Source organism: Planctomyces sp. SH-PL62 (assembly GCF_001610895.1).
GTDB lineage: Bacteria > Planctomycetota > Planctomycetia > Isosphaerales > Isosphaeraceae > Paludisphaera.
Genome location: NZ_CP011273.1, coordinates 6,296,655 through 6,321,726, shown reverse-complemented (window position 1 = coordinate 6,321,726; position 25,072 = coordinate 6,296,655). Strand labels below are relative to the sequence as shown.

The 25,072-nt window shown below is 70.6% G+C and carries 20 protein-coding genes; 7 read left to right on the top strand and 13 right to left on the bottom strand.

Translation table 11 applies throughout. The features are described 5' to 3' along the window. Positions 1-73 precede the first annotated feature (73 nt). The gene (locus VT85_RS24650; protein ID WP_068420852.1) at positions 74-2,722 is read right to left on the bottom strand and encodes a hypothetical protein; all 2,649 of its coding nucleotides are present in this window, start codon (positions 2,720-2,722) and stop codon (positions 74-76) included. A 350-nt stretch (positions 2,723-3,072) separates the two neighbouring features. Here VT85_RS24650 and VT85_RS24645 point away from each other — a divergent pair, with 350 nt between their 5' ends. The 3 genes from VT85_RS24645 (at position 3,073) to VT85_RS24635 (ending at position 6,201) form a co-directional block, all read left to right on the top strand. Next, a complete protein-coding gene (locus tag VT85_RS24645; protein ID WP_068420850.1) occupies positions 3,073-4,521 on the top strand; it encodes a hypothetical protein in 1,449 nt (482 codons plus the stop codon). Between the two features lie 263 nt (positions 4,522-4,784). After that, on the top strand, positions 4,785-5,735 hold the full coding sequence (locus tag VT85_RS24640) for a DUF1559 domain-containing protein (RefSeq protein ID WP_068420848.1): 951 nt from the start codon (positions 4,785-4,787) through the stop codon (positions 5,733-5,735). Next, positions 5,722-6,201 carry a hypothetical protein gene (locus VT85_RS24635; RefSeq protein WP_068420846.1) on the top strand — a complete coding sequence of 160 codons (480 nt, stop codon included), beginning with the start codon at positions 5,722-5,724 and terminating at the stop codon, positions 6,199-6,201. The genes VT85_RS24640 and VT85_RS24635 overlap by 14 nt, the downstream gene beginning before the upstream one ends. A 31-nt stretch (positions 6,202-6,232) precedes the next feature. On the opposite strand, the gene VT85_RS24630 is transcribed toward VT85_RS24635, so the two are convergent. Then, complete coding sequence (locus VT85_RS24630) at positions 6,233-7,729, bottom strand: sulfatase (protein WP_068420844.1); 1,497 nt, start codon at positions 7,727-7,729, stop codon at positions 6,233-6,235. A gap of 441 nt (positions 7,730-8,170) precedes the next feature. Beyond that, a complete protein-coding gene (locus tag VT85_RS24625) occupies positions 8,171-10,063 on the bottom strand; it encodes an ABC transporter ATP-binding protein (RefSeq protein WP_068420842.1) in 1,893 nt (630 codons plus the stop codon). A gap of 489 nt (positions 10,064-10,552) precedes the next feature. Between VT85_RS24625 and VT85_RS24620 the strand changes: the two genes are divergently transcribed. After that, positions 10,553-10,789, top strand: a complete 237-nt coding sequence (locus VT85_RS24620) for a hypothetical protein (protein WP_156513083.1) — start codon at positions 10,553-10,555, stop codon at positions 10,787-10,789. A 312-nt stretch (positions 10,790-11,101) separates the two neighbouring features. Here the strand turns inward: VT85_RS24620 and VT85_RS24615 are convergent, their stop codons facing one another. From VT85_RS24615 to VT85_RS24585, 7 genes are all read right to left on the bottom strand, one after another. Continuing rightward, positions 11,102-12,133, bottom strand: a complete 1,032-nt coding sequence (locus VT85_RS24615; RefSeq protein WP_068420839.1) for a phosphotriesterase — start codon at positions 12,131-12,133, stop codon at positions 11,102-11,104. 11 nt (positions 12,134-12,144) lie between these two features. Then, the gene (locus tag VT85_RS24610) at positions 12,145-13,053 is read right to left on the bottom strand and encodes an LssY C-terminal domain-containing protein (RefSeq protein ID WP_068422612.1); all 909 of its coding nucleotides are present in this window, start codon (positions 13,051-13,053) and stop codon (positions 12,145-12,147) included. Between the two features lie 81 nt (positions 13,054-13,134). Beyond that, on the bottom strand, positions 13,135-13,524 hold the full coding sequence (locus tag VT85_RS24605; RefSeq protein ID WP_082858877.1) for a type II toxin-antitoxin system HicB family antitoxin: 390 nt from the start codon (positions 13,522-13,524) through the stop codon (positions 13,135-13,137). Positions 13,525-13,546: 22 nt separating this feature from the next. Next, entirely contained in the window at positions 13,547-13,801 is a 255-nt protein-coding gene (locus tag VT85_RS24600) for a type II toxin-antitoxin system HicA family toxin (protein ID WP_068420836.1), read from the bottom strand. A gap of 81 nt (positions 13,802-13,882) precedes the next feature. Beyond that, positions 13,883-16,036: a HEAT repeat domain-containing protein gene (locus VT85_RS24595; RefSeq protein ID WP_068420834.1), complete on the bottom strand. Its 2,154-nt coding sequence runs from the start codon at positions 16,034-16,036 to the stop codon at positions 13,883-13,885. A 54-nt stretch (positions 16,037-16,090) separates the two neighbouring features. Further along, positions 16,091-17,440: a DUF1552 domain-containing protein gene (locus VT85_RS24590; protein ID WP_068420832.1), complete on the bottom strand. Its 1,350-nt coding sequence runs from the start codon at positions 17,438-17,440 to the stop codon at positions 16,091-16,093. Positions 17,441-17,472: 32 nt separating this feature from the next. Continuing rightward, positions 17,473-19,806, bottom strand: a complete 2,334-nt coding sequence (locus VT85_RS24585) for a DUF1592 domain-containing protein (RefSeq protein WP_068420830.1) — start codon at positions 19,804-19,806, stop codon at positions 17,473-17,475. Between the two features lie 209 nt (positions 19,807-20,015). Here VT85_RS24585 and VT85_RS24580 point away from each other — a divergent pair, with 209 nt between their 5' ends. Further along, positions 20,016-20,735: an MOSC domain-containing protein gene (locus VT85_RS24580; RefSeq protein ID WP_068420826.1), complete on the top strand. Its 720-nt coding sequence runs from the start codon at positions 20,016-20,018 to the stop codon at positions 20,733-20,735. Between the two features lie 142 nt (positions 20,736-20,877). Then, on the top strand, positions 20,878-21,453 hold the full coding sequence (locus tag VT85_RS24575; RefSeq protein WP_068420825.1) for a hypothetical protein: 576 nt from the start codon (positions 20,878-20,880) through the stop codon (positions 21,451-21,453). A 4-nt stretch (positions 21,454-21,457) separates the two neighbouring features. Here VT85_RS24575 and VT85_RS24570 read toward each other — a convergent pair whose 3' ends face one another. Genes VT85_RS24570 through VT85_RS24560 form a run of 3 tightly spaced genes read right to left on the bottom strand, consistent with a single transcriptional unit; the run spans position 21,458 to position 23,968 of the window. After that, positions 21,458-22,426, bottom strand: coding sequence for an epimerase (locus VT85_RS24570; RefSeq protein WP_068420824.1), 969 nt, complete (start codon positions 22,424-22,426; stop codon positions 21,458-21,460). Beyond that, positions 22,423-23,370, bottom strand: coding sequence for a 16S rRNA (adenine(1518)-N(6)/adenine(1519)-N(6))-dimethyltransferase RsmA (gene rsmA / locus VT85_RS24565; protein WP_068420822.1), 948 nt, complete (start codon positions 23,368-23,370; stop codon positions 22,423-22,425). The genes VT85_RS24570 and rsmA overlap by 4 nt, the downstream gene beginning before the upstream one ends. A 4-nt stretch (positions 23,371-23,374) precedes the next feature. Continuing rightward, on the bottom strand, positions 23,375-23,968 hold the full coding sequence (locus tag VT85_RS24560; RefSeq protein WP_068420821.1) for a riboflavin synthase: 594 nt from the start codon (positions 23,966-23,968) through the stop codon (positions 23,375-23,377). Positions 23,969-24,119: 151 nt separating this feature from the next. On the opposite strand from VT85_RS24560, the gene VT85_RS24555 reads away from it, so the two are divergent. Then, on the top strand, positions 24,120-25,019 hold the full coding sequence (locus VT85_RS24555; protein ID WP_068420820.1) for an aldo/keto reductase: 900 nt from the start codon (positions 24,120-24,122) through the stop codon (positions 25,017-25,019). Positions 25,020-25,072: the final 53 nt, after the last annotated feature.

The window sequence follows — 25,072 nt, the reverse complement described above, 5'->3', positions numbered from 1 at the left end:
CGGATCGGCCGGCCTCAAAGGAGCGTTTCGGAAACCGAATCGTCTCCCTCGGGGCCGGCGGGGGAGGGGCGGGTCAGCGGGCGGCCTTCTCGCGCGACCGCCACCATTCGAGCAGCTTCTCGAACCGCAGGTGGTTGCGCAACCGGCCGGTACGTCGGTTCGCCGAGACGTCCTCCATGTTCCGCTGGATGCCTCTGAACTCGATCGGGTCGAGATACCAGTTCAGGGTCTCGACGTTCGGGGCGGTCGGGTCGCTCGGGGTCGTATCGCACGTGAAAACGACGGTGCGGAAGAAGTCGTGGTCGTCCCCGGTCAGCCTCCGGAAGGTCTCGTGCAACCCGTTGAGTTGGGCGTCGTTTCGGAAGTACATGGACGAGTCGCGGGCCTGGGCGATGCCTTCGAACGGGATCGCCAGGGCCTGCAACCCCCCGAAGGCCAGTCCGACGACGTTCGGCACGGCGGTGAGCGCCGTCTCGCACATCCGCCAGATCGACATCGATTCCTGGGAGGGGCTGGCCAGCACGTTCCGGTCCAGCTTCTTGAGCCTCGCCTCGTTCGGGAACGCGCGGATCTGAATGAACAGGACTCCCGCCGTCTTGCGGGCGAGCCAGGGGGCGTGGGTGGATATCCAGGCGCCGGCGAGGTTGACTCCGTAGTTGTCGTAGTAGCCGGCGTCGACGACGTGTCGCGGCGGGTAGGTGGGGAGGACGACGGAGGACGTCACGTACGGGAACGTGGCGCTCATCCTCACGGCGCTGGCCAGGCGCAGCCGATCCCGATGGGTCTCGAAGAGCCGGAAGAACTCCACGGCCGAGACGGACGCCCGCGACGGGTACTCCAGGCCGTAATCATCGGGCTCCCGGCGATCGGCCGCCGGCAGCTTCAACTGCGCCTCCCGGAACGCCTCCTCCAGCTTGGCGCGGTCCTCGACAAGCAGGGCGCGGTCGTCGTTGAACGCCAGGTCCGCGAGCGGCAGATTGCTGATCAACAGCCGGCGGCCATCCTCCGACATCATGGGCGAGAAGACGATCGAGGGGATCATGCCGGCCTCTTCTTCGGCCCGGAAATCCTCGAAGGTTCGATCGATGCCGCGGTCGATCTGGGCCCACGCGCGCTCGAGGACGTCGCCCCGGTTGGGCATCGCGAACGGGAGCAGCGCATTGGGGAAGAAGTCGCGGAAGGCGATCTGCCAGGCGATCGGCGTGAGGTAGTCGGGGGGGATCGTGAGGGCGTCCGGATCGCCGTGAGGGCCTCCCGGCATCCCCCGCCCCCGGCCCGGAGACGTGATGAATCGCGCGGCGCCCAGCATCCCCCCCGAGGCACCGGTGATCAGCCTCACATGGTGGCGGAAGTCGTCCATGGCGCCGGCGAGATGCCCGAGCACGCTCTCGGTCCAGGCGGCGGCTCGCGAGGCCCCGCCGCTGGTGGCGACCACGACGAGGATCGGCCTCCGCCCCTCCGTCGGCCCGGTCGGCCCGCCGAACGAGTCCCGCCACCGCTCCAGCAACTCCGTGCGGCGCTCCTGCGCGGCCTGTTCCGCCGCATCCCCCGGCGGCTCGGCGCGCTGGGCCTCCTGGAGATCCTTCACCCCGTGATACCACGGGGGTTTGGACTCGACCGAGGCGAGGCGGCGGCGGTATTGCTGGAACGACGACGGATAGAGGTCTTCGAAGCCGCGCAACCGGACCTCGTAGTCGAGCGCGCCGCCCGCCGCCAGCAACGCGAACAGGGTCAGGCCGACGGCGAGCCGGACGCCCCACGAACGGGTTCCCAGCCAGGTCAAAGCGGTCGCCAGGACGCCGAGGACGATGCACATCGAGAACGCGGCCGGGAAGAGCCAACGCGACGACGCCTCATCATAATACGAAAGCACGAACACGACCGTGAGGACGATGACGAGGTTCTTCATATTGGCGTGCGGATCGAGTCGGTCGCGCTCGACGCGCCAGGCGCTGCCGAACGGGGCGCGTCGCGTGACGACCCGCCAGGCCTCGTGCACCCGAGTGGCGGCGCGGGAGTAGGCGAGGACCGCCGTCACCGCCGCCCCGATCGCGATCCCGCCGAGCCAGGCCCAATCGACGACGGCCGGACCCGCGTTCGCCGCCAGCGCCAGGCCCGCCCCCGGTCGGAGCGCCGGGATGGTCGCGGGGAGCGCCAGGGCCAACAAGGCCGGCAGGCCCGCGACGGCCAGGACCCACTGAAGCCGCCCGATGGGGTCGGCCTGCGAGGCCCTCGCGATGAGCTGCACCGGCAGGCCGGCCGACTTCAACTCCTCGAAGAATCGGGGCCAGCTCTGGTTCTCTGGATCACGACGATGGACCTCGTAATCGCGGAGAAACAGCAGGTAGAGCATCCAGTAGGTGAAGAGGGTCGCCCCGACGGCGGCCCGCAGTCGGACCGACGGATCGAAGTGCCAGAACAGGCCGGGCATGCCGACGCCCGACAACCCGCCGTAGATGATCCAGTAGACCAGGCCGACCTGGGCCGCGATCAGCAGGCCCGAGAGGCTGGATTGGCAGAGCGACCATAACACCGGGACGAATCGCCCGAAGGCCGCGATCGCCAGCGCGACCACGAGGACGACGACCGTCTTCTGATAGCCGTCGGTCATTGCGGACGTGGAATCGCTCTCCCCGCCGGGAGCCTGAATCCCGGTCGCCCACCACCAGACCGACAGGGACGACGGCGTGAGGATCAGGAGGGCGACGATGAGGCCCAACATCCAGGCGCTCCAGATACCGAGGCGGCGAGCATGCGGGGAAGCTGCGATCATGGCGACTCCTCGCCCCGAGTCGGGGCTCCCGTGAGTTCATGATTCGACGAAACAGGCCAAAATGTCCGGCGTTCCGATTAGAAAAGTTTGAATCACGCATGTTATGGGGCGCGGTTCGTGGGGTCAATGGTTATTTTGGGCCGATCGCCGGGAGCCCGCACTCGCTCAGACGGCCCTTCCGACGCTCGACGGTTTGCGAAACGTTAGGCGGAGCCAGGGAGGCCTGGGGCATAATGGTGGGGACGCCCCGGCAAGGCCGATCGACGCCGCCGGGACGGGCCGATACGCCGGGAGCCGCCATGATCCTCGTCCGACGATTGCTCGCAGCCCTCCTGGGGCTGGTCCTCGCAACCTCCGTCGCCGCCGCCTCGGACGGCCCGTTCGCCACGCGCGGGTATTACGTCACGTTCCCGAGGATGCCGACCTACGACCTGGCCGACTGGAAGCGGATCGTGGACGGCGTGCGCGACGACGGCGGGAACACGCTGATGCTCTGGGTCGCGGGCGGATTCCGGTCGGAGAAGCATCCGATCACATGGCGATATAATCAGGATCATGAGAACGTCCGCCGCGACTTCGTCCGCGAGCTGATCGAGCACGCCCACGGCCGAGGGGTGCGGGTGCTGCTGGGGTTCACGCCGTTCGGGTACGACGGGGTGAACCAGTACGCGATCGAGCATCCCGAATTGAAGGCGGTGGGGGCGGACGGGAAGCCCGTCGCGGCGTTCGGGATCGACTGCTGGGGGTGGAACCTCTGCCCGTCGAAGCCCGAGTCGCAGCGATTCATGCTGGAGTATGCACGCGAGATGGCGTTCGGCTTCTATCCGGACGCCGACGGCCTGCTGATCGAGTCGTCCGACTACGCCGCGTGCCATTGCCCGGACTGCGGCGACCGATACTTCGAGCGCGAGTTCGCGTTCGTCAAGGCGATCTCCGAGGAGGTCTGGGCCCGGAAGCCGGACGCCGAGGTCTTCGTCTATCCCCACTATTTCTCAGGGGCCGACGCGCCCGGCCTGGGCGTGAAGGGGGCGACGCTCCCCTTCGACCCGCGCTGGTCGTTGATGTTCACGCCCCATAGCGCCCTCCCGGAGCCGACGCTCATCGAGCGGGCCAGGTCCAGCCTCTGGTGGGACGACTCGCCGTCGCGTCGCGGCCCGATCGAGATCCAGGCCGGCGCCCGCCACGCCCGCGACCTCGGCATGGACGGCTACGTCCCCTCGCTGGAGGCGTTCACGTTCGTCGCCGACGCGGCCGAGGAGGGCCAGGAGTGGCTGAAGGGGCGTCGTCAGATCCCCCTCGGCTTCGGCTGGCTCGCCCCCGGCGACCCCCCCTACAACGAACTGCCGGCACGCATGAATCGGATCGCGTACCGCGAGTTCACGCGCGATCCCGACCTGGATCTCGAAGCCTTCAAGGCGACGCTCGGCCGCGAGGTCTTCGGCGCGGACGCGACCCCCGACGCCGTCGACGACCTGCTGACGCTCCAGGCCCTCTTCAACGCCGAGCGCACCTGGTGCCAGCCCTCGCCCCTCACCAGCCCGGACCGCGCCCGCGCGATGGCCGCGCGAGGCGAGCTCTCCCCGTCGAAACGCGCCGAGTATCGGGCCGAGCTCGACCGACTTCGCGCGATGGAGTCGCGGCGTCGCGGGGCGAAGCCCGACGGCGGGCGCGAGCTTGCCCGCATCGCCCGATGGGTCCTCGACCTCTGGGGCGACGACGCGCGCGAGCTGCTCGAAGCAGGACGCTGACGCTGACGCTGCGGCTCCGGGGCCTGGGCCGGGCCTCGAAGAATGCGAAGCAACGGTGATGTTCTTTCGCGTCAACGAATTCTTTGACGGATGTTGACAGAAGCTTTAACATTCGTCAGGATTCACGAGTTCATCAGTGTTTTCAAGGATGCTTGATACGACGAGGCGGTCCGGCCTCGGTCGAGGCGACTGGTTCGGCACCGGCCCAACGTTCACCCTGGTTCAACCGGGGCGGTTCTCCCACTCCCAGGAGTCGCTTCTCCATGGCGCGCAAGTCCCGTCCCGCCTTCACGTTGATCGAGCTGCTGGTGGTGATCGCCATCATCGCGGTGCTGATCGCCTTGCTCTTGCCCGCCGTCCAGGCGGCGCGGGAGGCGGCCCGCCGCATGCAGTGCACGAACAACCTCAAGCAACTGGGCCTGGCGCTGCACAACTACCACGACGTGCATGGCCAGTTCCCGATGGGCGCGCAGGGGCGCAACCCTGTGACCGGGCTCTATGACCTGGTGCCGACGAACCGCCAGCCGTTCGTCGTGGCGTTGCTCCCCTTCTACGAACAGGGGAGCCTGTACGCCGCCTACAACGCGTCGCTCGGCTTCAACGCGTCGGACAACCTGACGACGCGGCTGGTCCCGATCGCGACCTACCAGTGCCCGTCCGACCAGACGCAGATCTTCCTCCAGACGATCGCCGGGGTGCTCGGCCCGTTCGAGGCGAAGGGGAACTACGGGCTCATCTGGGGCACGAACACCTACTGGGACCAGGGGCTGGGCAACGGCCAGAAGCTCGCGCCGTTCTACATCGCCTACGGCGCCCAGATCGCGGCCGTCACCGACGGGACCTCGAACACGCTGGCGATGACGGAGATGCTCCAGGCCCCGTCCCCCGCCGGCCCGTCGTCGGTCGTCGACCGCCGCGCCCGTCTCTGGAACGACGACAGCGCGGGCTACCAGATCATGACCCGGTTCGGCCCGAACAGCCGACTGCCAGACTTCAGCACCTGCTACAACGACCCCGGCCGCGGCCTCCCCTGCATCAACGACACGGCCTCGAATTCCTTCTACATGGGGGCGCGGAGCCGGCATCCCGGCGGCGTGAGCGGGCTCCTCTGCGACGGCTCGGTCCGGTTCTTCAAGGACTCCGTGGGCATCCCGGTCTGGAAGGCCCTGAGCACCAGCAACGGCGGCGAGGTGATCTCCAGTGATTCCTACTGAGCGGACGCGGCGGGCCGTCGCCCGGCTCGCGGCCCTCGCGGCGACCTCGGCGGCCTTCTGGGGCTGCGGCGGCGGGGACGACGGCTTCCAGCACTTCCCCGTCCGGGGGACGGTCCAGCACGACGGCCAGCCCCTGAAGGTCGGCACGATCACGTTCACCCCCGACGGCTCCGGGGCGTCCGGCTCCGGCGAGATCGTCGACGGCGCGTTCTCGCTCGACGGCGCCGACGGGCTGAGCCCCGGCGCGTATCGGGTGGAGGTCTACAGCAACAAGACGACCGGCCGGAAGATCGAGAGCCCGGACGACCCGGGCGCCCAGATCGACGAGACCGTCAACCTCGTGGACCGTCGCTTCAACATCGACTCGACGCTCAAGGCCGACATCCCGGCGGGAGGCCCTCCGGGGCCGCTTTCCTTCGAGGTCGCCTCGCCGAGCCCGACCTCCGCGAAGAGGAAGCGGCGCTGACGCGGGCCCGGCTCCCGGCGGCCGTCCACCCTCAGTCCCTCGCCTTGTCCTTGCGGCTCGCCCCGGCGACGGCCGCGTTCATCAGCTTCCGCCAGGGCTGGAACAGGGGCGTCATCGCGGCGGCCGTGGCGCGTGCGGGGACGTTGGACGAGTCGAACGACCCATAAATCGACGCGGCGAGCGCCGGGTCGTGGTCGGGGTTGGGCGTGTTGGGCTGGGCGTCCACCGAGGTCCGCCAGGCGGCGAGCCGGGCCTGCATCGCTCGGGCGCGGTCGGGCTGGGCGGCGGCCAGGTCGGTCTGCTCGCCGGGATCGGCGGCGAGGTCGAAGAGTTCGAGGCGGCCGTCCTCATAATGCTCGATCAGCTTCCAGTCCTCCTCGCGGAGCGAGCCGGCGGGGCGGCTCCCCTGGTTGGTGTAGTGGGGGAAGTGGAACGGGAACGATCGCGGCGGAGCGGGAGGGCCTCCCCGCAGGCGCTCGGCGATGCTGGCGCCATCAAGCTCCGGCTCGGTCGGCGCGGGGGCGCCGCAGAGTTCCAGCAGGGTCGGCGTGAAGTCCATGTTCACGGTCGGCTCGTCGATCACGGCGGCGGGAATCCGGCCGGGCCAGGCGACGATCAAGGGGACGCGCAGGCCCCCTTCGTAAAGGTAGCCCTTGCCGGCGCGGAATGGGGTGTTGTGCGTGGCGACCTCGCCCCCTTCCAGGACGTGCAGGCCGCCGTTGTCCGACGTGAAGACCACGATCGTCTTCCGCTCCAGCCCCTCGCGCTCGATCGCCGCCAGGATCAGGCCGACCGTGTCGTCCAGGGTCTCGATCATCGCCGCGTAGACCGGGTTGAACGCGTCCTTGTGCTTGGCGACCAGCTCCGCCTTGGCGGCCAGGCGGATGTGCGGACTGTGATGGGCCACGTACAGGAAGAACGGGGCGTCCTTCTTCCGCTCCAGGAAGTCGATCGCCCGGCGCGTGATCGCGTACTCGTTCTTGCCCCCCTCGGTCGCCGAGGGCTCGGAGTCGCCCGGGGGGAGGAACGCCTCGTCGAATCCCTGGTCGGTCGGCGCGGATTTCGTGCCGGGGCCGCCGTTCAGGTGCCACTTGCCGAAGATCCCCGTCGCGTAGCCCAGCGCCTTGAACCGCTCGGCCAGGGTGGTCTCGGAGTTGGGCAAGAACATGTTGATTTTGGGGTGAAGGAGCTTCTGCGAGGGGGCGTCGGGGCGGCCGGGGAGGTAGGTCGTCAGGTGCAGCCGCGCCGAGGACTTCCCCGTCATCAGCGCCGCGCGCGACGCGGAGCAGATGGAGAGCCCGCAGTACGCCGACGTGAACCGGGCCCCCCGCGCCGCGAGCCGGTCCAGGTTGGGCGTCGCGTGATCATCGCGGCCGTAGCTGTGGAGGTCGTCGATCCCCAGGTCGTCGGCGAGGATGAAGACGACGTTGGGCCGATCGTCGACGGTCGCCCCACGCGCCGGGCTCGGGCCGAGCCAGGCGACGACGAGGGCGACGGACAGGGCGAACAGGGCTCGCGACAGGATCATGGGCGCTCTCCCGGACGTGGCTGGCGGCTTCAAATTCGGCGACGCTCGACGGCCGCCGCATTCTATCAGACGCCGAGCCCCAAGCCGCGCCGGCTTCATCGAGAACCCTCCGAGGCCCGATCACACCGATCGTCGCCTACTTCCCGTCTCCTCTGATGGCGCTTCCACGGAAACCCATCGCTCCGTTCGCGCCACCCGTGGCCCGGCAGGGCTTGCGATGGACCGCGGTGAATCCCAGGGGCTCCGTGCCGGTCCTCCCCCTCATCCCGCCCTGCGGGCCACCTTCCCCCGCGAGTGGGGAAGGAATGATGGTGCAATCACACCTTTATTACTGGTGGGGGATGAGGGAGGCCGGCATCGCGGACGAACCGCAAACCCGACGGGCTCCGTGCTCGTCCCGCTCATCCCGCGAGAGGGAAGAGCGTGACGTCTCGGGTCGGGTCAGACCTCCTCGCGCTCGGCCGCTTCGACGACGTCGTCGGGGTCGGGCGAGAGGGGGAGGCGGCCTTGCTCGGCGGAGCGGACGAGGTCGGCGAAGGCGCCGTCGGCCTGGACGAGTCGGCTGTAGGGGCCGCTTTCGACGACCTTGCCGTCTTCGAAGACGAGGATCCGGTCGGTGTCGAGCAGGGTCGTCAGGCGGTGGGCGACGAGGATGACCGTGCGGTCGGCCCGCGCGGCGTCGACGGCCTGCTGGACCTTCCGCTCGCTGATGTTGTCCAGGGCCGAGGTCCCCTCGTCGAGGATCAGGATCGGCGGGTTCTTGAGGAAGATCCGCGCCAGGGCGATCCGCTGGCGCTGGCCGCCGGAGAGGTTCTGGCCGCGCTCGGCGACGCGGGCCTTGTAACCGCCGGGCATCATCAGGATCTCGTCGTGGATGCAGGCGGCCTCGGCCGCCTTGCGGATCCCCTGGGGGGAGACGTCGCGGCAGCCGTAGGCGATGTTCTCGGCGATGGTCCCGGAGAAGACGAACGGGTTCTGGCCGACGTAGCCGACCAGGTCGCCGATCGATTCGCGGGAGACGCATTCCAGCGGAACGCCGCCGAACCAGACCCGGCCCGCGGTGGGGTGGACCAACCGCATCAGCACGCGGAGCCACGTCGTCTTTCCGCAACCGGATCGGCCCGCCATGCCGATGGTCTCGCCATGGCGGATCGACAGCGAAAGGCCCTGGAGCGCCTGGCGGCCGTTCTCGATCGTCCGTGGATACCGCACGCCGACCTCCTCGGCCACGAACAGGGGCTCGCCCCGGGTCAGGATCGGCGTGCGGGGATCGACCGGCTTGAACGATGGGTCGATCGGCTCGCGGAGCAGGTTGATCAAATCGCCCACGCGGAGGCTGCTCTCGTGGGCCTCGTCGATGAACCGATGCACCTCGTTGAGCGGCGCCATGACGTTGAGATAAAGGATCGAAAACGTGAAGATGTCGCCCAGGTTGATGCGGCCTTGGATGTAGAACGAGACGGCCAGGGCGAGCACGATCAGGTGGAAGAGCCCCTCGTTGAGCGCCTTGCCGCAGCCGAACAGAGACATCTGGAAGTGGTGCCGAAGTTCCATCGAGCGCTTCCGCTCGGCGGCCTTGGCGACCCGGCGGACCTCGCGGCGGTGGGTGTTCGAGGCCCGGACGTAGTCGATTCCACTCAGCTGCTCGACCACGGTGCCGTCCATGCGCTCACGGGTGCGCAGCAGGTCCAGCCGGACTCCCTTCTGGGTGACGATCTGGGCCACCGTCAGGCCGAGCGAGATCGGCACGACGCCGAGCATCGCCAGCGCGACCCACGGCTGCTCCATCAGCGCGTAGGAGATCGCGAAGGCACCCGTGAAGAGCGCCGGGATGAAGTCCAGGAAGCTGATCCGGAGGAACCGCACGAAGCCGTCGGAGCTGCGGGTCACCCGGCCGTACAGGGCGCCGACCTGGTCCTGGGCGATCGAGGCCAGGTCCACCCGCATCAGGTGCGCCACCAGGCGGACGCACATGTCCTTGTCGATCCGCGTGCAGGTCCGCTCGACGAGGAAGCGGCGGAGCACGTTCATCGTCTCGCGGACGAGATACCCCAGGCCGATCAGCGCGAGGTAGCCGGCCGCCGTCCGGGCGATCACCGCCCCCGAGGGGGTCCGACCGTCGGCCGCCGGCCCGATGGCGTTGACCAACTTCCCCAGGAAGATCGCGCTGGACGTGCCGCCGGCGCTGGCAAGTCCCATGACCAGCAGAGCCATCCCCAGGGAGAGGCGGTGCCGCCAGGGGACCAGCCGCCAGACCTGCCGGCCTCGGCGTCGAATCCGCCCCAACTCCCGCCCGACCTCTTGCAACCGCTTCCCCACACTCGCTCTCGCCATCGCTCCCCCATCCCTGCACGCGATCCAAACCGTCCCGTTCCGAGATCCCCCAGAGGTCGCCGCCAGGCCGACGATCGTCCCCCGGATCATGGTACGGATCAGACCGCCCCTCTTGCGAGGCGGCCTGCGGGGCCGCCGCCGGTTTTCCTCTGAAACGTCCCCGAGCCACGATCCTGGCGCGTCCCCGAAGAATTTGGAAATCCTTCCGGAACGTCCCACGCTCCCGCGAGGATTCGCGTACTAGGGTGGAGAGCGCCGGAAGACCACTTCCCACCCCGACGCTCTGAAGGCTTCAAGAGGACGCGCAGGATCGTGTTGAACTTCGGTTGCACCCCGATCCTACCCGCATCCTTCACTTCGCCTTCCCGGCCGGCCTGAAGGATCAACTTCGGCACGCCGCTTGCACGACGATCGGTCAGGAGCGGATAGTCGACAGGCTTTGCAGGAGGTCCAGGTCCCATGGTTCCGAGAGAGGATGACTTGAGTCCCGTGATGATTGCCCCCGACGTGACGTCCGTCGAATACGCCGCCGAGTCGGCTTCCCCAGGTCGCGGCCTCGTCGCCGAACGAAGGTCGCCCGCGCCGCGAGAAGAAGCCCTGGTCGTGGACGAGCGCTCGGGGCTGCGGCCCGCCTGCGTCGTCGAATCCAAGCTGACCCGACTCCTCAAGGAAGCCTCGCTGCCCGCCAGCCGCCTCCAGATGCGCGCCATGTTGAAGGCTCGCTGAGACGCCGCCTTACGACGGCCGGCGAACTTTTATGTTCACATCGCCTTGATGGAAACATCACGGCACCTTCACACGTCTTCCTCCGGTCCGGAGTCGCCGCGGTCCTCTCCCCCGCAGCGCCCGCAAGCGTCGATCCAAGCAACCAGGCCCGCCGTCGCTGGTCGCGTTCGCTCCGCCACTTGAAGCGAAGCGAATCGAGCCGGAAGTCCGCCCCGCCCGCCGTCCCCCCCGAATCGGAGTTCGGGATTCGGGACGTCGGCCGTGGGCGCGCGTCCCCCACGGCCGAGGCTCGGCCTGGCTGCGTCCGCCGCCTCATCCGGCCGGACGCACCCGGATCGTGAAGGCTTCGCGGGGGTTGTCGACGGTCAGGGTGCGGACGTCGGCGTCGGAGAGGCCCGACTTGCGGAGGGCGGGGACGAGGTCGTTCCAGAGGGTGAAGAACGGGCGGAATTCGCCGCCGCCGGGCTCGCCGACGTGATACCAGCCGGCGTCGTGCGAGAGCAGGACGCGATCGAGTCTCCCTCGCTCTTTCATCGCGGCGACCAGCGCGACGTGGCCGTCGACCGAGCCGGGCGAGACGCCGTCGAACTCGACCCAGGCGCCCCGCGCGGCGGCCTCGGCGTGGAGGGCCCGGTCGGCCTCGGCGTTCGCATGGACCCAGATGAAGGCCGAGGCGTCCACGCCCTCCTCGCGAAGAAGCTCCAGCTCCTGGAGCGCCGCGCGGCCGTCCCCGGTGTGAGCCGCGATGGTCAGCCCGCTCGCCAGATGGACGCGGGCTGCCGCGCGAACAAGCTTCACTGCAACCTCGATGAGCGGCCCGCCGTCGACGCCGATCTTCTGGAAGCCGGGCCGGACTCCCGTTCCGCCGATCCCGTCCCGCCACTCCGCCAGCCAGCGCGCCGCCAGGTCGTCGGCCGATTCCGTCCGCGCGTGCGCCGGCAGGAACACTCCTCCCGACGCCGCGTAATACCCCGTGTTCGTCAGGATGTGCAGCCCCGTCGCCTCCGACAGCCGCCGCAGGAGCGCCGGGTCGCGGGCCAGATACGCCGGGGTGCATTCGACGAGCGTCCGCACGCCCTGACTAGCAATCGCGTCGAGGTGCGGCCGCGCCACGGCGAAAACCTCGTCGGCGCGGTAGCGGTCGGGGGTCGCGGCGTCGGCCCCGGCGAAATCGACCAGGATATGCTCATGCGGAAGCGTGACGCCCATCGCGTCGGGGGCGATCGGCCCGCGCACGGTCATGATGCGTCCGGCATCAGCTTCGGCTTCGGCCCACAGCGTCCGCGCCGAGATCTCCAGCGCGAGCCCAGCCGCGCCGGCCCGGAGTACGTCGCGACGATTCATGATGCGGTCCCTCAGGGTTGCTCGTCGGCCTGCGAACTGGGGAGCGAGTCGAGCATCGGCTTGACGACGGACCAGAGCTGCTCCTTGAACTGGATGACCGGCGGATTGTCCAGGGTCGCCGGAGACTCGTCCTTGCGGTCGCCGGCGACGAGGACGCCGATGGTCAGCTCGCCGTCGGTGTAATACGGGTCGCCGCCGCCGTTGCGGCCGAGGAGGGTCGCGCCGACGCCGGTGACCTGGAAGATCTCGCGGAGCTTCCCGCGCTCGCGGAGGCCGGCGATGAGGGCGTCGCGCTCGTCGTCGACGTCGGGGCTGATGTGGTGGGTGATCTGGCCCGTCCGGTGGCTCAGGCCGACGCTCTGGTCGAACGTCACGGCCCCGATCCAGAGCGGCTCGCCCGCCCGGCCCAGGTCGCTCGACTCCCAGAACCGGACGTGGTGCCGACGCTTGGCGCTGGCCCCGGCGGGCTTTTCGTACGCGAGGTCCTGCTTGCGGCCGAACACGAACAGCGGGCTCACCGGCGCGTCGGGATACGGCTTGCCGCGCAGGACGCTGCCGGCGATCTCCAGGCTGGAACGCAGCGTCACCGGATCGGCCGGGTCCCAGCCCGCGTCGACCATCGCGAGAACCAACTCCTCCCGGGTCCCGATCAGCCCGACGTTCAGCGGGTCGCCGGGGATGCCCTGGCCCGTGACCGTCGTCTTCGGCGCCGTCGCCATCGCCGGGGCGTGCTCGTAGTGCGTCCAGAAGAACGGGACGATCAGATACGCCGCGATCAGCCAGAACCCGACCGTCGCCGCGACGATCTTCATCGTCCGCACCGACCACCGCCGCGCCCGGGAGCGCCGGGGCCCGGAGGAAACCTCCGTCGGCGCCTCGGTCTCGGAATCTCGCGGCGACTCGACCTGATCATCCGCCATGTCGTTCACCACCTTGGATCGAGGGCGACGTCGTCCCGGGCGAGCGGCTCGCCGGCCATTCGGCGCCACGTCGGGGAGGGCTCATCGGGTCGCCCGTTTCGTCCTGGGACGCGATTTCACGGCGGGGGGAGGTGGGGATTCGGCGGCGGGCGGTCGCACCGCCGTCTCCAGGGACTTCTCGATCAGGGCGTTCAGGCTCATCCGACTCGCCTCCGCGCGGACGGCGAGTTCGCCGTGCAGCCGGGGGTCGATGCGGACGACGAGACGCCCCGAATAGGCCTTCTGCGGAGGCTCGCCGCGCGAGGCGCAAAAATCCAGGTAATCGTCGACCGATTCGTGGAACGCCCGAACGGCTTCCGCCACGGAGGCACCTTGAAACGTGATCACGTCTCGAAGGCCGGCGACACGACCGAAGAGGACGCCCTGACCCTCGTCCAGCTCGACGACCCCCGTATACCCCTTGTACCTCATGACGCCTCCTACTTCGAACGACTCACGGCGCGACCCCGGCGGCCGTCAAGAAATCGCGCAACGACCGCAACATCCCCTTGCCGATCCCCTCCTCCGGATGGGGCTCATGAAAGACGGCGCGGACGCCGTTCAGGGCGACGCGGACTCGCGAACCCCGCCCCTCCGTCAACTCGGCGCCGAGCGAGGCGAGCAGCGACTCCACGTCTCGCCAGGCGACGTCCGCACGCGCCGGATCGTCGAAGATCGCCAGCAAGGTCCGCGCGTGTCGCGTGCTCATCTCACGTCCTCTTTGGTACCATTTTACGATACTAAAGAGGAGGTCGGCCGTCGAGGGTTCGTCGCCGGGCCGTTCTCGCGATCACGCGTCGCCCGGCGGGGCGGCGGGGGCGGGCCTCAACTGGTCGCAGGCGGCCTTGGCCTGGGCGCGGACGTCGGCGTCGGGGTCTTCGAGGAGGCGTTCGAGGGTCGGCAGGGCGGGGGCGGCGGCGGGGCCGGCGAGGGCGAGGAGCTTGACGGCCAGCAGGCGGACGGCAGGGGCGTCGTGGCTCAGACGAGCGGTCAGGTCGGGGATCGTGCGAGGGTCGGGGCCTCGGCGTTCGAGGCGTTTGACGAAGCGATCGACGGCGGCGCGGTCGTCCTTGTCGACGGCCATGAGCAGGACGTCGGGGGCGAAGTATGAGGCGTTCGGGCCGAACCGCTGGACCGACCGGAGCGCCGCCTTGCGGACGGCCGGCGACTCGTCGCGAAGCGCCCGGGCCAGGCGGGGGCGGACGGATTCGGCGTCCAGGCCGAGCCCGCCGAGCGTCAGGGCGGCGGCCTCGCGGACCTTCGGGTCGGGCGAATCCAAAAGCGCTACGACGCCTTCGAAGGCGGGCTGCGAGGCCCTCCCGAGCTTGTCCAGCGTCTCCGCCGCGATGATCTGGAAGCGCGGCGAGGGATCGGAGAGGAGGGCCGTCAGTGCAGGGACGGCCTCGACGGCCGATGGGCCGTGGCCGGCGAGGAGGTCGGCGGCGGCGGCGCGGACGTCGGCGTCGGGGTCGGAAAGCTTCGCGATCGCGGCCGGGATCGCCCGACGGCCGAGCGTCCCCAGGCCGCGGAGGCGTTCCAGGGCCGGGCGGCGGACTCGGGCGTCGGGGTCGTCGAGCGCTGCCAGGAAGTCGTCGACGAGCTTCGCGTCTCGGGGAGCGGCCTGCGCGAGCACCTCGACGGCCTGCGCCCGCAACTCGGCCGACTCGCCCCGCAGCAGCGAGCGGACCTCGGGGAGCGCCGGGGCGGCCCGAGGGCCGAGCCCGCCCAGCGCCGCGAGGCTCGCGGCGGAGACGCCCGCGTCGGCGTCGCGCAGGCCCTTCGCCAGCGCCTCCACGGCCCCGGGGGCGAGCGGGCGGAGGCTCCCCAGGGCCAGCACCGCCCCCCGTCGGACGCGCGGCGAGGGAGAGGCGGCGGCTTCCTCCAGCAGCGTGGCGGCGGGACGGCCGATGTGGGCGAGGGTGTCGGCGATCGGCTCGATCCGGCCGCGGTCGTCGGCCAGGGCGCGGAGGAGCCTCGGGGCGGCGTCGATCCCCAGGCGGCCGAGCAGCGATGCGGCGTGCCGCGCGGGGCCGTCGCCGGGGGCGGTCAGCAGCGCTTCCAATTCGTCGGCCGCCTTCGCCAGCAGCGCGGGCCGCTCCGTGAAAGCGTCGACGGCGGCGAGCCGGACCGTCTCGTCGTCGTGACGGAGACCGTCCAGGAACGCCGCCGAGGCGTCTACCTCGGCGACGGTCTCTCCCATCCGGGTCAGCGACCGGATCGCGGCGGCGCGGACCTCGGGCGCGTCGTCGCGGGCGCGGTCGAGCGCGACGCGCACGGCGCGGGGGGCGGGCGTCACGACGAAGCCCAGGGCTTCCACGGCCCCGGCCTGGATCTTCGGATTCTCATCCGAGCACGCGGAGATCAGCGGATCGACGGCGGCCGGGCCGATCGAGCCCAGGGCGGGGATCGCCTCGGATCGGATGCGGTCGCTCGGGTCGGCGAGCAGCGGGATCAGGTCGGAGACGGCCGTCGCGGCGGGCGGGCCGACGCGGCCGAGGGCCATGACGACCTCGGCGCGGACGCTCTCCTTGCGCTCCTTCAGCAGCGATCGGAGGGTCTCGACCGAGGGCTCGCCGATCGCCGCCAGCGCCAGCGCGGCGCGATAATCCTGGTGCGATTCCTCGCGACCCTGGCCGCCGTAATTGGTGCGGAGCGTGTGCGCCAGGGCCTCCACGGCCGGCGCGGCGGCCGGGCCCAGGCTCGTCACGGCGTCGAACACCGCCAGCCGGACCTGGCCGTCCTTCTCGTCCCTCAGGCGGTCGATCAGGGCGGGCAGCGCGGCGATCCGGGCCTCGCGGTCGGCCGACCGGATCGCCGAGGCGGCGGCGCGGCGGGCCTCGACGTCCTCCGACTTCAGGTCGTCGACCGGGCCGGCGGACGCCGCCGTCGCGAGGGACAGGCCGAGGAATGCGATCGCCGCCGGCCCGAGATTTCGCTTCGTCATGTCGCTGGGCCTCGGCGGAATTCCGGGAGGGTCGGGCGTCGCGGATCGTCTCGGCTAGACCGCCAGGCCGGGGATCGTTCCGGTGCTGTCGCCGAAGTGGTCGATGGGGACGCCCGCCTGCTGGAGCATGGTGAGGAGGACGTTGGCCATCGGGGTCTCGGCGCGGCAACGGTGGTGGCGGCCGGCGCGGAGGGCGCCGCCCCCCTTGCCGACGAGGAGCACCGGGAGGTTGACGTGGTCGTGGCGGTCGCCGTCGGCGATGCCGCTGCCGTAGAGGATCATGGAGTTGTCGAGCAGGGTGGAGCCGTCGGCCTCCTCGATCGCCGCCATCCTCTCGACCATGTAGGCCAGGATGGAGACGTGGTAGCGGTCGATGGCGCGGAGCTTCCGGTTCTTCTCGGCGTCGTTGCCGTGGTGGGAAAGCTCGTGGTGGCCGTCCGTGAAGCCGAGCCAGGGGTAGTTCCGGTCGGAGGCTTCCTTGGTGAGCATGAAGCTGGAGACGCGGGTGGCGTCGGTCTGGAAGGCCAGGACCATCAGGTCGCACATCAGCCGCAGGTGCTCGTCGAAGTCCTCGGGGACGCCGGCCGGACGGGCGAAGTCGCCGGGAAGGTCGGCGGCGGGGGAGGCGGCCTGCTGGATGCGGCGCTCGACCTCGCGGACGCCGGTCAGGTACTGGTCGAGCTTGCGGCGGTCGTTCGAGGAGACGGCGCGGCGGACGCGGTCGGCGTCGTCGCGGACGTAGTCGATGAGGCTCTTGCGGTAGAAGTCGCGGTCGGCCACGGTCGCCTGGGTGAGGCTGTTGGTCCCCCGGGTGAACAGGCGGTCGAAGACGACCTTGGGGTTCAGCTCGTAGGGGGCGGGCGAGGTCGGCGTGCGCCAGGAGATGTGGGTCTTGTAGGCGCCGCTGTAGCCGAACGCGTTGCCCGAGCGGGGGGACTCGCAGCCCAGCTCCAGGCTGGGGAATCGGGCGGCGGCGCCGACGTGCCGGGCGTAGAGCTGGTCGACGGAGACGTCGACGCGGACGGCGTCCTGCGACTTCGCCGCCTGGGCGCCGGTGAGGAAGCTGGCGGCGCCCTGGCCGTGGCCGCAGCCCTCGGTGTCGCCGTTGGTCAGGGCCGTGTTGTGGATCAGGCCGTGGAAGGTGCTCAGGGAGTCGCGCGCGAACGCCAGCGGTTCGAGGCTCGGCGGCAGGTCGACGAGCGCGCCCGCGTGGTCGGGGAACCACGTCGGCAGGTGGACGCCGTTGGGGACGTACCAGCAGCTCATGCGGACCGGGGGCTTGCCCGCGTCGGCGCCGCGCGCCGCGCCGGCGGCCCGGGCGAAGGGGGCCAGGCTCTCCATCCAGGGCAGGGCCAGGGCGGCGCCCAGGCCCCGGAGCATGTCGCGACGGCTGGGGTTCGTCATCCGTTCCTCTCCTCCTCGTGACGGCGGCCGGCTCAGGGGGCGACGCCCCGATTCTGGAAGGCGCGGCTCTCGACGATCCCGAGGACGACGTTGCGGACCCGCCAGCCGTCGCCGGCCAGCCGCGATCGGACGTCCTCCACGGTGCAGAAGTCGGCCGGCTCCAGGCCTCGGCCCAGGGCATAGGTTAGCATGTTTTTGATCAGGCACTGCGCGAATTTTCGGGTCGCCGTCCCGCGCAGGACGTTCTTCAGCTCGCGGACGTCGCGGAACGACCGGCCCCCGGACAGTTCGCCCGAGGCGTCGATCGGCGCCTCGCCGTCGTTGACGCGCCAGCGGCCGACGGCGTCGTAGTTCTCCAGCGCGAACCCCAGGGCGTCCATCTGCTGGTGGCACGAGGCGCACTGGGGGTCGGCCCGGTGCCGCTCCATCCGTTCGCGGAGCGAGGCGTCGGGGTCGCCGGCGTGGCCGTCGTCGTCGAGCTTGGGGATGTCCGGGGGGGGCGGCGGGGGGGGCGTCCCCAGCAACTGCTGGAGGATGAACTGCCCGCGCTTCACCGGCGAGGTCCGGTTCGGGTTCGAGGTCAGGGTCAGCACGCTCGCCTGCGTCAGCACGCCTCCCCGGCGGCCGTCCGTCAGCGAGACCCGGCGGAAGCCCTCGCCGTCGACCCCGTCGATCCCGTAGTGCTTCGCCAGCGACGGATTCACGAACGTATAATCGGCGTCCAGGAGTTCCAGGATGCTCCGATCTTCATGCAGGACGTAGGCGAAGAACCGTTCCGTCTCCTCGCGCATCGACGCCCGGAGGGCCTCGTCGAAGCCCGGGAATCGGTCGGGGTCCGGGGCGACGCCTTCCAAACGGCGGAGTTGCAGCCACTGGCCGGCGAAGTTGGACGTGAAGGCCGAGGACTTCGGGTCGTCGAGCATCCGGCCCACCTGCTCGCGGAGGTTCGCCCGCAGCGTCCCGGCGCGGGCTTGGGCGAACAGCGGCTCGTCGGGCATGCTGCTCCAGAGGAAGTAGGAGAGCCGGCTGGCCAGCTCGAACTCGTCGAGCGGCCGGTCGACGCTCGGCGTCCCGGCGTCGGGCTCGACGAGATACAGGAATCTCGGCGAGGCCAGGACCGACGTGAGGGCCACCTGCGCCGCACGCTCGAAGCTCTCGCCCCGATCGTCGGCCAGCCGGAAGACCGTCAGGACGCGATCGACGTCCTCGGCGGACGCGGGCCGCCGAAACGCGAGGTCGACGAACCGCGAGACCGTCGCACGGGCGGCGTCGAGCCGGGCCGCGTCGCCGAGCCCGGGGGTCTCGGGGAGGAGCCGCCGGTGGGACTCGGGGAGGCTCGCCGGGTCGACCACGAGCGGCCCCCGGACGACCATCGAGTCGACGTGCAGGCCGCGATCGGACCCGTAGCGTTGATCTCCGCCGGCCGCCGCGCCGACCTGGCTCGGGGCGACGACGTTCTCCCCCTTCTCCTCGCCGGGGGCGAGCGCCACGAAGGCCGAGGCGTCGCCGTCGACGACGGTGAGCCAGTAGCGGTAGACGACCGTCTCGTCCTGCACGGCGACGGCCTCGACGGTGCGCCGGTCTTTCCCCAGGCCGACGATCAGGCGAGGGGGGGCGACCGACTCCGCGACGCCCACGCGCACCAGGCTGAAATCGACCAGATACCGGCCGGGCCTGAGCGTGTGCTCGAACTCGACGGGCTTGTCGGGGGGGAGGCGGTGGGTCTGCAGGCCGATCAGCTCTCGGGGGGCGAACGCGGCGACGTCCGGGGGCCGGATCGCGGCGGCCAGGGCGGCCTCGGCGGCGTCCAGGTACTTCTCCACCAGGATCGGCGAGACGTTGAGGGCCGAGCCCACGTTGTCGAAGCCGAAGCCCACGTCGTCGGCCGGGAAGAGGGTCGCGGCCAGCTTCAAATCCACGCCCAGGAGGTCGCGGATCGTGTTGTCATATTCTTGCCGGTTCAGGCGACGGATCACCACCGGGGCGGGGGGGCGGCCCTCGCCGCACTGGGCGGCCAGGTAGTCGTGCTCGATCCAGCCGGTGACGGTCTCGATCTCGGCGAGCGTGGGCCGGGGCTTGTTCGGCGGCGGCATCGTACCGCCGTCGAGGGCGTCGAGCACCCGGAGCCAGGTCTTGCCGTCCTTCAGCGCCGCCGCCTGGTCGTCGTAGAGGTCGAGCGCCAGGTCGGCCTTGGCGTCCCCCTCCATGTGGCAGTTGATGCAGTATTTCTCCAGCAGCGGCAGCACCCGCGACTGGAAGGCGTCGGTCCCGTCCGGGTCCGGCCCCGGCTCGCGAGAGAACCCCGTCCCGGCCGCCAGCAGGCAGCCGAGGGCGAGGACGGCGCGTCGGATCGTCGATCTGGTCATGGGGGCGTCCCGATTCAGGCGCGGCGCTGCCGTCCAAACTCCCTCGAATCCAGAATAGAAGCGTCATCCCATGCCTTCAAGTCCGGCTAATCTCGAAACCTGAGTCGATCTTCATTTGACGGGGGTGGGGCCGTCCGCGCGGGCGAACCTTGTCGTCCCGGGCGGCGTCGGATTATCCTCGATCATCGAAATCCGGGGGAGGTGGCGCGATGGCGGGAGTGGTCGGCGACCTTGCGGCGATCCAGGTGGGACGGCCGCGAAGGCTGGGGATCGAGGGGGCGGCCGACCCGATGGACCGCCCCTGGGAGAGCGGGATCGTGAAAGAGCCGGCGACCGGCCCGATCATGCTCCGTCGCATCAACCTGGACGGCGACGACCAGGCCGACAGGGTGTATCACGGCGGCCCCGACAAGGCCGTCTGCTGCTATCCCGCGGCGCATTACCCCGGCTGGCGGATGGAGTTGGGCCTTCCCGACCTGGCCTTCGGCGGGTTCGGCGAGAACTTCACCACCGGCGGCCTGGTGGAGTCGGGCGTCTGCATCGGCGACGTCTGGCGGGTGGGCGAGGCGGTCGTCCAGGTCTCGCAGCCCCGGCAGCCCTGCTGGAAGCTCGCCCGCCGCTGGAAGATCAAGACGCTCACGCGGCGAGTCCAGGAGTCCGGCCGCACCGGCTGGTACGTCCGCGTCCTGACCGAAGGACTCGTCACGGCCGGCTCGCCGATCCGGCTCGTCGAACGACCCCATCCGGAATGGACCGTTGCCGAGGCCAACCGGATCATGCACCGCGACAGGGACGACCTCGACGGCGCGGCGGCCCTCGCCGCGCTTCCCGCGCTCTCGGCCAGCTGGAAGGCGACGCTCCAGGGCCGCGTCGAGAGTGGCGTCGAGCCCGATCCGGCGGCCCGGCTGGAAGGCCGGGGGAGCCCCTGATTCCCGGCGACTTCCCGCGCGTCCTCGCCGCATCGGAGTCCCCTTCGCGGGCGTTTCACGATAGACTGGACCGACGGATCGGACGCGCGGAACGGATCCGACGCGAGGCCCTTCCGCCGAAATCGCCGAAACGCCCACACCCATGAGCATCACCACGCCGAACGAGGGCGGCCGGAACGGCCCGCTCCAGCCCGCCACCCCGACTCCCACCCCCGACGCCCCCGCGCGGCCGGTCGAACCGCCACTGAGACGCGGCGGCCCCGGGTTCTCCGGGCGTCGCTTCGTGATCCTGTCGGGCGTGGTCATCGTCCTCCTCTGGGCCTTGCTGTTCCTGGTCTTCCGCCCGGGGCTGGATCGCTACAAGATGCGGACCGATTTCGGCCGCAAGGAGGTCGCCCCGGCGGTCTTCGAGCTTCGGAAGGTGCAGCCCCCCGGCGTCGACTCCCGCGCCTGGGACGAGGCCGTCCGCGACGCCTACGGCCTGGTCGCCACGACCACCGAATCGGGCACGATCGACCTCGACGGCCAGAAGGCGCTCCGCGACCAGATCAAGGCCGTCGCCGCCCGCGCCGTCGAGCACCCCGAGCGGGCCGTCGACGAGCTGGCCGCCCTTTGGGACGATGTGGCCGCCCGCGCACGCAAAGCCCGACGCCCCGGCGAGCCCGAGATCGACCGTCGCCACCCCCGGCCCTCGATTTTCCCCCAGCCCAAGGAGTGATCGCTCAGCGCCCGGGGCTCGGGCCGCCGAGCAGGTCGGCCAGGGCCGCGTCGAGGCCGGGGAAGCGAAACGCGAAGCCCTCTTCCTCCAGCCGCTTCGAGACGACGTAGCGGCCGTAGAGAGCCAGCTCCGGGTCGGTCCGCATGACCAGCGGGGCGCCGATGCGGACGAGCCACGCGGGGGCGGGCAGACCGATCGGCACGCCGACGGCGCGGCGGAGCGCCCGCATGAATTCGCGCTGGGGGACGGGCTCCGGGGAGGAGGCGATGTATGCGCCCCGCATCGCCGGGTCGTCCAGGGCGCGTTCGAACAGCCGGTTCATGTCGGCCTCGTGGATCCAGCTCATTCCCTGGGAGCCCGACCCGACCCGACCCCCCAGGCCCAGCCGGACCAGGGTCCGCAGCCTCGCGAGCGCGCCGCCGCCGGCGCCGCGATCGCGGCCGACGACGAAGCTCGTCCGGAAGGCGACGGGGCGCTGCGCGGGGAGGACGCTTCGGGCGAACTCCTCCTCCCACGCCCGGCCGACCGCCGGCGCCAGGCCGAGGCCGAACGGGGAATCCTCGGAGCAGACGAGACCGGGCGGATCGCCGTAGATGTGCGCCGTGCTCATCTGCGCCCAGACCGGGGGCGGCGCGTCCAAGGCGCGGACGGCGAGCCCCAGGACGCGCGTCGACTCCAGCCGCGACCGGAGGATTTCGTCCCGATGGTCGGGGGTCTTGATGCAGTCGACGCTGCGGCCCGCCAGGTTCACCAGGCCGCTCGCGCCGTCCAGTTCACGAGCCCAATCGCCCAGCGTGCGGCCGTCCCAGGCGACGTGCCGCCACGGGCCGGACGGCCGGGGGGGCTTGCGGGAGAGGATGACCACGGATCGGCCCAGGGCCGCGAGGTGCGTCGCCAGCGAGACCCCCAGGAAGCCGCTCCCCCCGGCGACGACCACCAGCCCGCGTCCTCGATCGTCGGCGGCCCCGGTCATCCGTCGTCGGGCTCTTCGGCGGGCTCGGCCCCTTCCGCTTCGACCGGGAGAACGCCGCCCCAGCTGGCGTGCAGGGCCTGCGCCAGCGCGATCCAGCGGGGGACCTCCAGCGCCTCGGCGCGGAGGCGGCCGTCGATGCCGACGGATTCCAGCACGGCGTCGACGTCGGCCTTGGCGATCCCCTCGGGGGCCAGCTTGGAGAGGACGACGCGGAGGTTCTTGCGGCGGTGCAAAAAGACGTCGCGGACGAACCGATGGAACCACGCCAGGTCGCCGACGGCCTCGCGCTTCTCGGCGACGGGGCGGATCACGACGACCGCCGAATCCACCTTGGGGCGGGGCCAGAAGACCGACGGGGGGAGGATGCGGGCGATCTCCACCTCCGCCAACGCCTGGATCAGGATCGAGAGCGCGCTGTTGTCCGGGGCTCCGGGGGCGGCGATCATCCGCTCGCCCAGCTCCTTCTGGATGGTGACGACCATCGAGGCCGGTCGGTGGGCGTCGTCGACCAGCAGGTTCATGATCAGCGGCGTGGCGATGTTGTACGGCAGGTTGGCGACGAGCCGGTACGGGCGGCCCTCGCGGATCTGGTCCAGGGCTTCGAGGACCTCGGGGGCGATGAGGTGCTTGGAGGCCAGGGCGTCGATGTTGAGCACCCGCGCGTTGGGCGATTCGGCGACGGCCTCGGCCGTCAGCTCGGCCATGCCGGGGTCGACCTCGACGGCCAGAACCCGCGCCCCGCGCTCGGCCATGAGGGCGGTCAACGCCCCTGCGCCGGGGCCGACTTCGAGCACCACGTCGTCGGGGCCGACGCCGGCCTGCTCGACGATCACGTCGTGGATGTTCAGGTCGATGAGGAAGTTCTGGCCCAGGCGATGCCGGGGCGAGAGCCCTCGACGGCGGAACAGGCCCCGGAGGTACGATTGCGTCTGTCGGGTGGGCATGTGCTCAGCGGACCTGTCCCAGGAGTTTCTGGACGTGCTTGGCGAGGACGTCGGTCTCGATGTTGACGCGGTCGCCCGGCTTCAAAAGCCCCAGGGTCGTCACGGACAGCGTGTGCGGGATCAGCATGATCGAGAAATCCGCCGGTCCCACGTCCACCAGGGTCAGGCTGACGCCGTCGACGGCGATCGACCCCTTGGGGACCATCAAGACGGTCCACGCCGGGTCCACGTCGAACGCCAGGAATTCCCACTCCCCCTCGGTCCGGCGTTCGCGGAGGGCGGCGGTGGCGTCGACGTGGCCCTGGACGATGTGGCCGCCGAGGCGGTCGCCGACCCGGACCGAGCGTTCGAGGTTGACCCGGTCGCCTGGCTTCCGGCCGCCGAGGTTGGTGCGGAGCAGGGTCTCCGGTCCGGCCTGGAGCTCGAACCGCTCCGGCCCGGAGGCGACGACCGAGAGGCAGCAGCCGTTGACGGCGACGCTCTCGCCGATCGCCAGGGGGGCGTCGAGCCCCTCCCAGCGGACGGCGAACCGCTTGCCGCCGTCCTCGTCGACCGCCGCCTCGATCCGCCCCATCGCCTCGACCAAACCCGTGAACACGACCGACCTCCAGACTCCGCGACCCGCGCGGGATGTTCCACTTTCACATGGTAGCATCGGACCGGCCGGGATAGAATCGGAGGTCCACGTCGGTCGACGGATTCCGTCGGCTTGTCCGGATCGACACGAACCGATACGGGAGATCCCGATCATGACGCCCGCCCTCAACCGCCGCGACTTCCTCGCCTCCACCGCGACCGCCGCGGCGCTCGCCGCCGCCGGGACCTCGCGCGCCGCCGGGGCCCTCGCCTCGAACGCCCTCCCCGCCGGCCCGCAGGCCCGCGTGATCCTGGGCAAGACGGGCATCGAGACCTCGCTCATCGGCATGGGGAGCGGGACCGTCGGCGGCGGCCAGTCCAGCAACCAGACCAAGCTGGGCGTCAAGGGCTTCACCAAGGTCGTCCGCCACGCGCTCGACCTCGGCGTCACCCTGTTCGACGTCGCCGACCAGTACGGCTCCCACGTCTACCTCCGCGAGGCCCTCAAGGGGGTCCCCCGCGAGAAGTACCAGATCCAGACCAAGACCCACGCCACCGACGCCGTCACCGCCCGCGACCACCTTCAGCGCTACCGCCTGGAACTGGGCGTCGACTACATCGACATCCTCCTGCTCCACTGCATGACCAAGACCGGCTGGGACCACGAGCACACCGGCGCGATGGAAGCCCTGATGCAGGCCAAGGAGGAGAAGCTCATCCGCGCCCACGGCACCAGCTGCCACGGCATGGACCCGCTGCGGACCTCCGCCAAGCTCCCCTTCGTCGAGATCGACCTCGCCCGGATCAACCCCGAAGGGCTGATCATGGACGACAAGAAGCCCGACGAGGTCGCCTCCGTCCTGCAAGAAATGCACGACGCCGGCAAGGGCGTCATCGGCATGAAGATCCTCGGCGAAGGCAAGATCGACGAGCCCGGCCGCATCGACGCCTCCCTCCGCTACGTCCTCGGCCTCGGAACCGTCGACTCCTTCATCATCGGCTTCCAGTCCACCGACCAGGTCGACGACATCCTCAAGCGCACCGAGGCCGCCATCGGCGCCCTCAAGGCCTGATCCGAACCGGCCCACTTCCACCTCCACTTCCACCTTCTCCCCTCGCGGGAGAA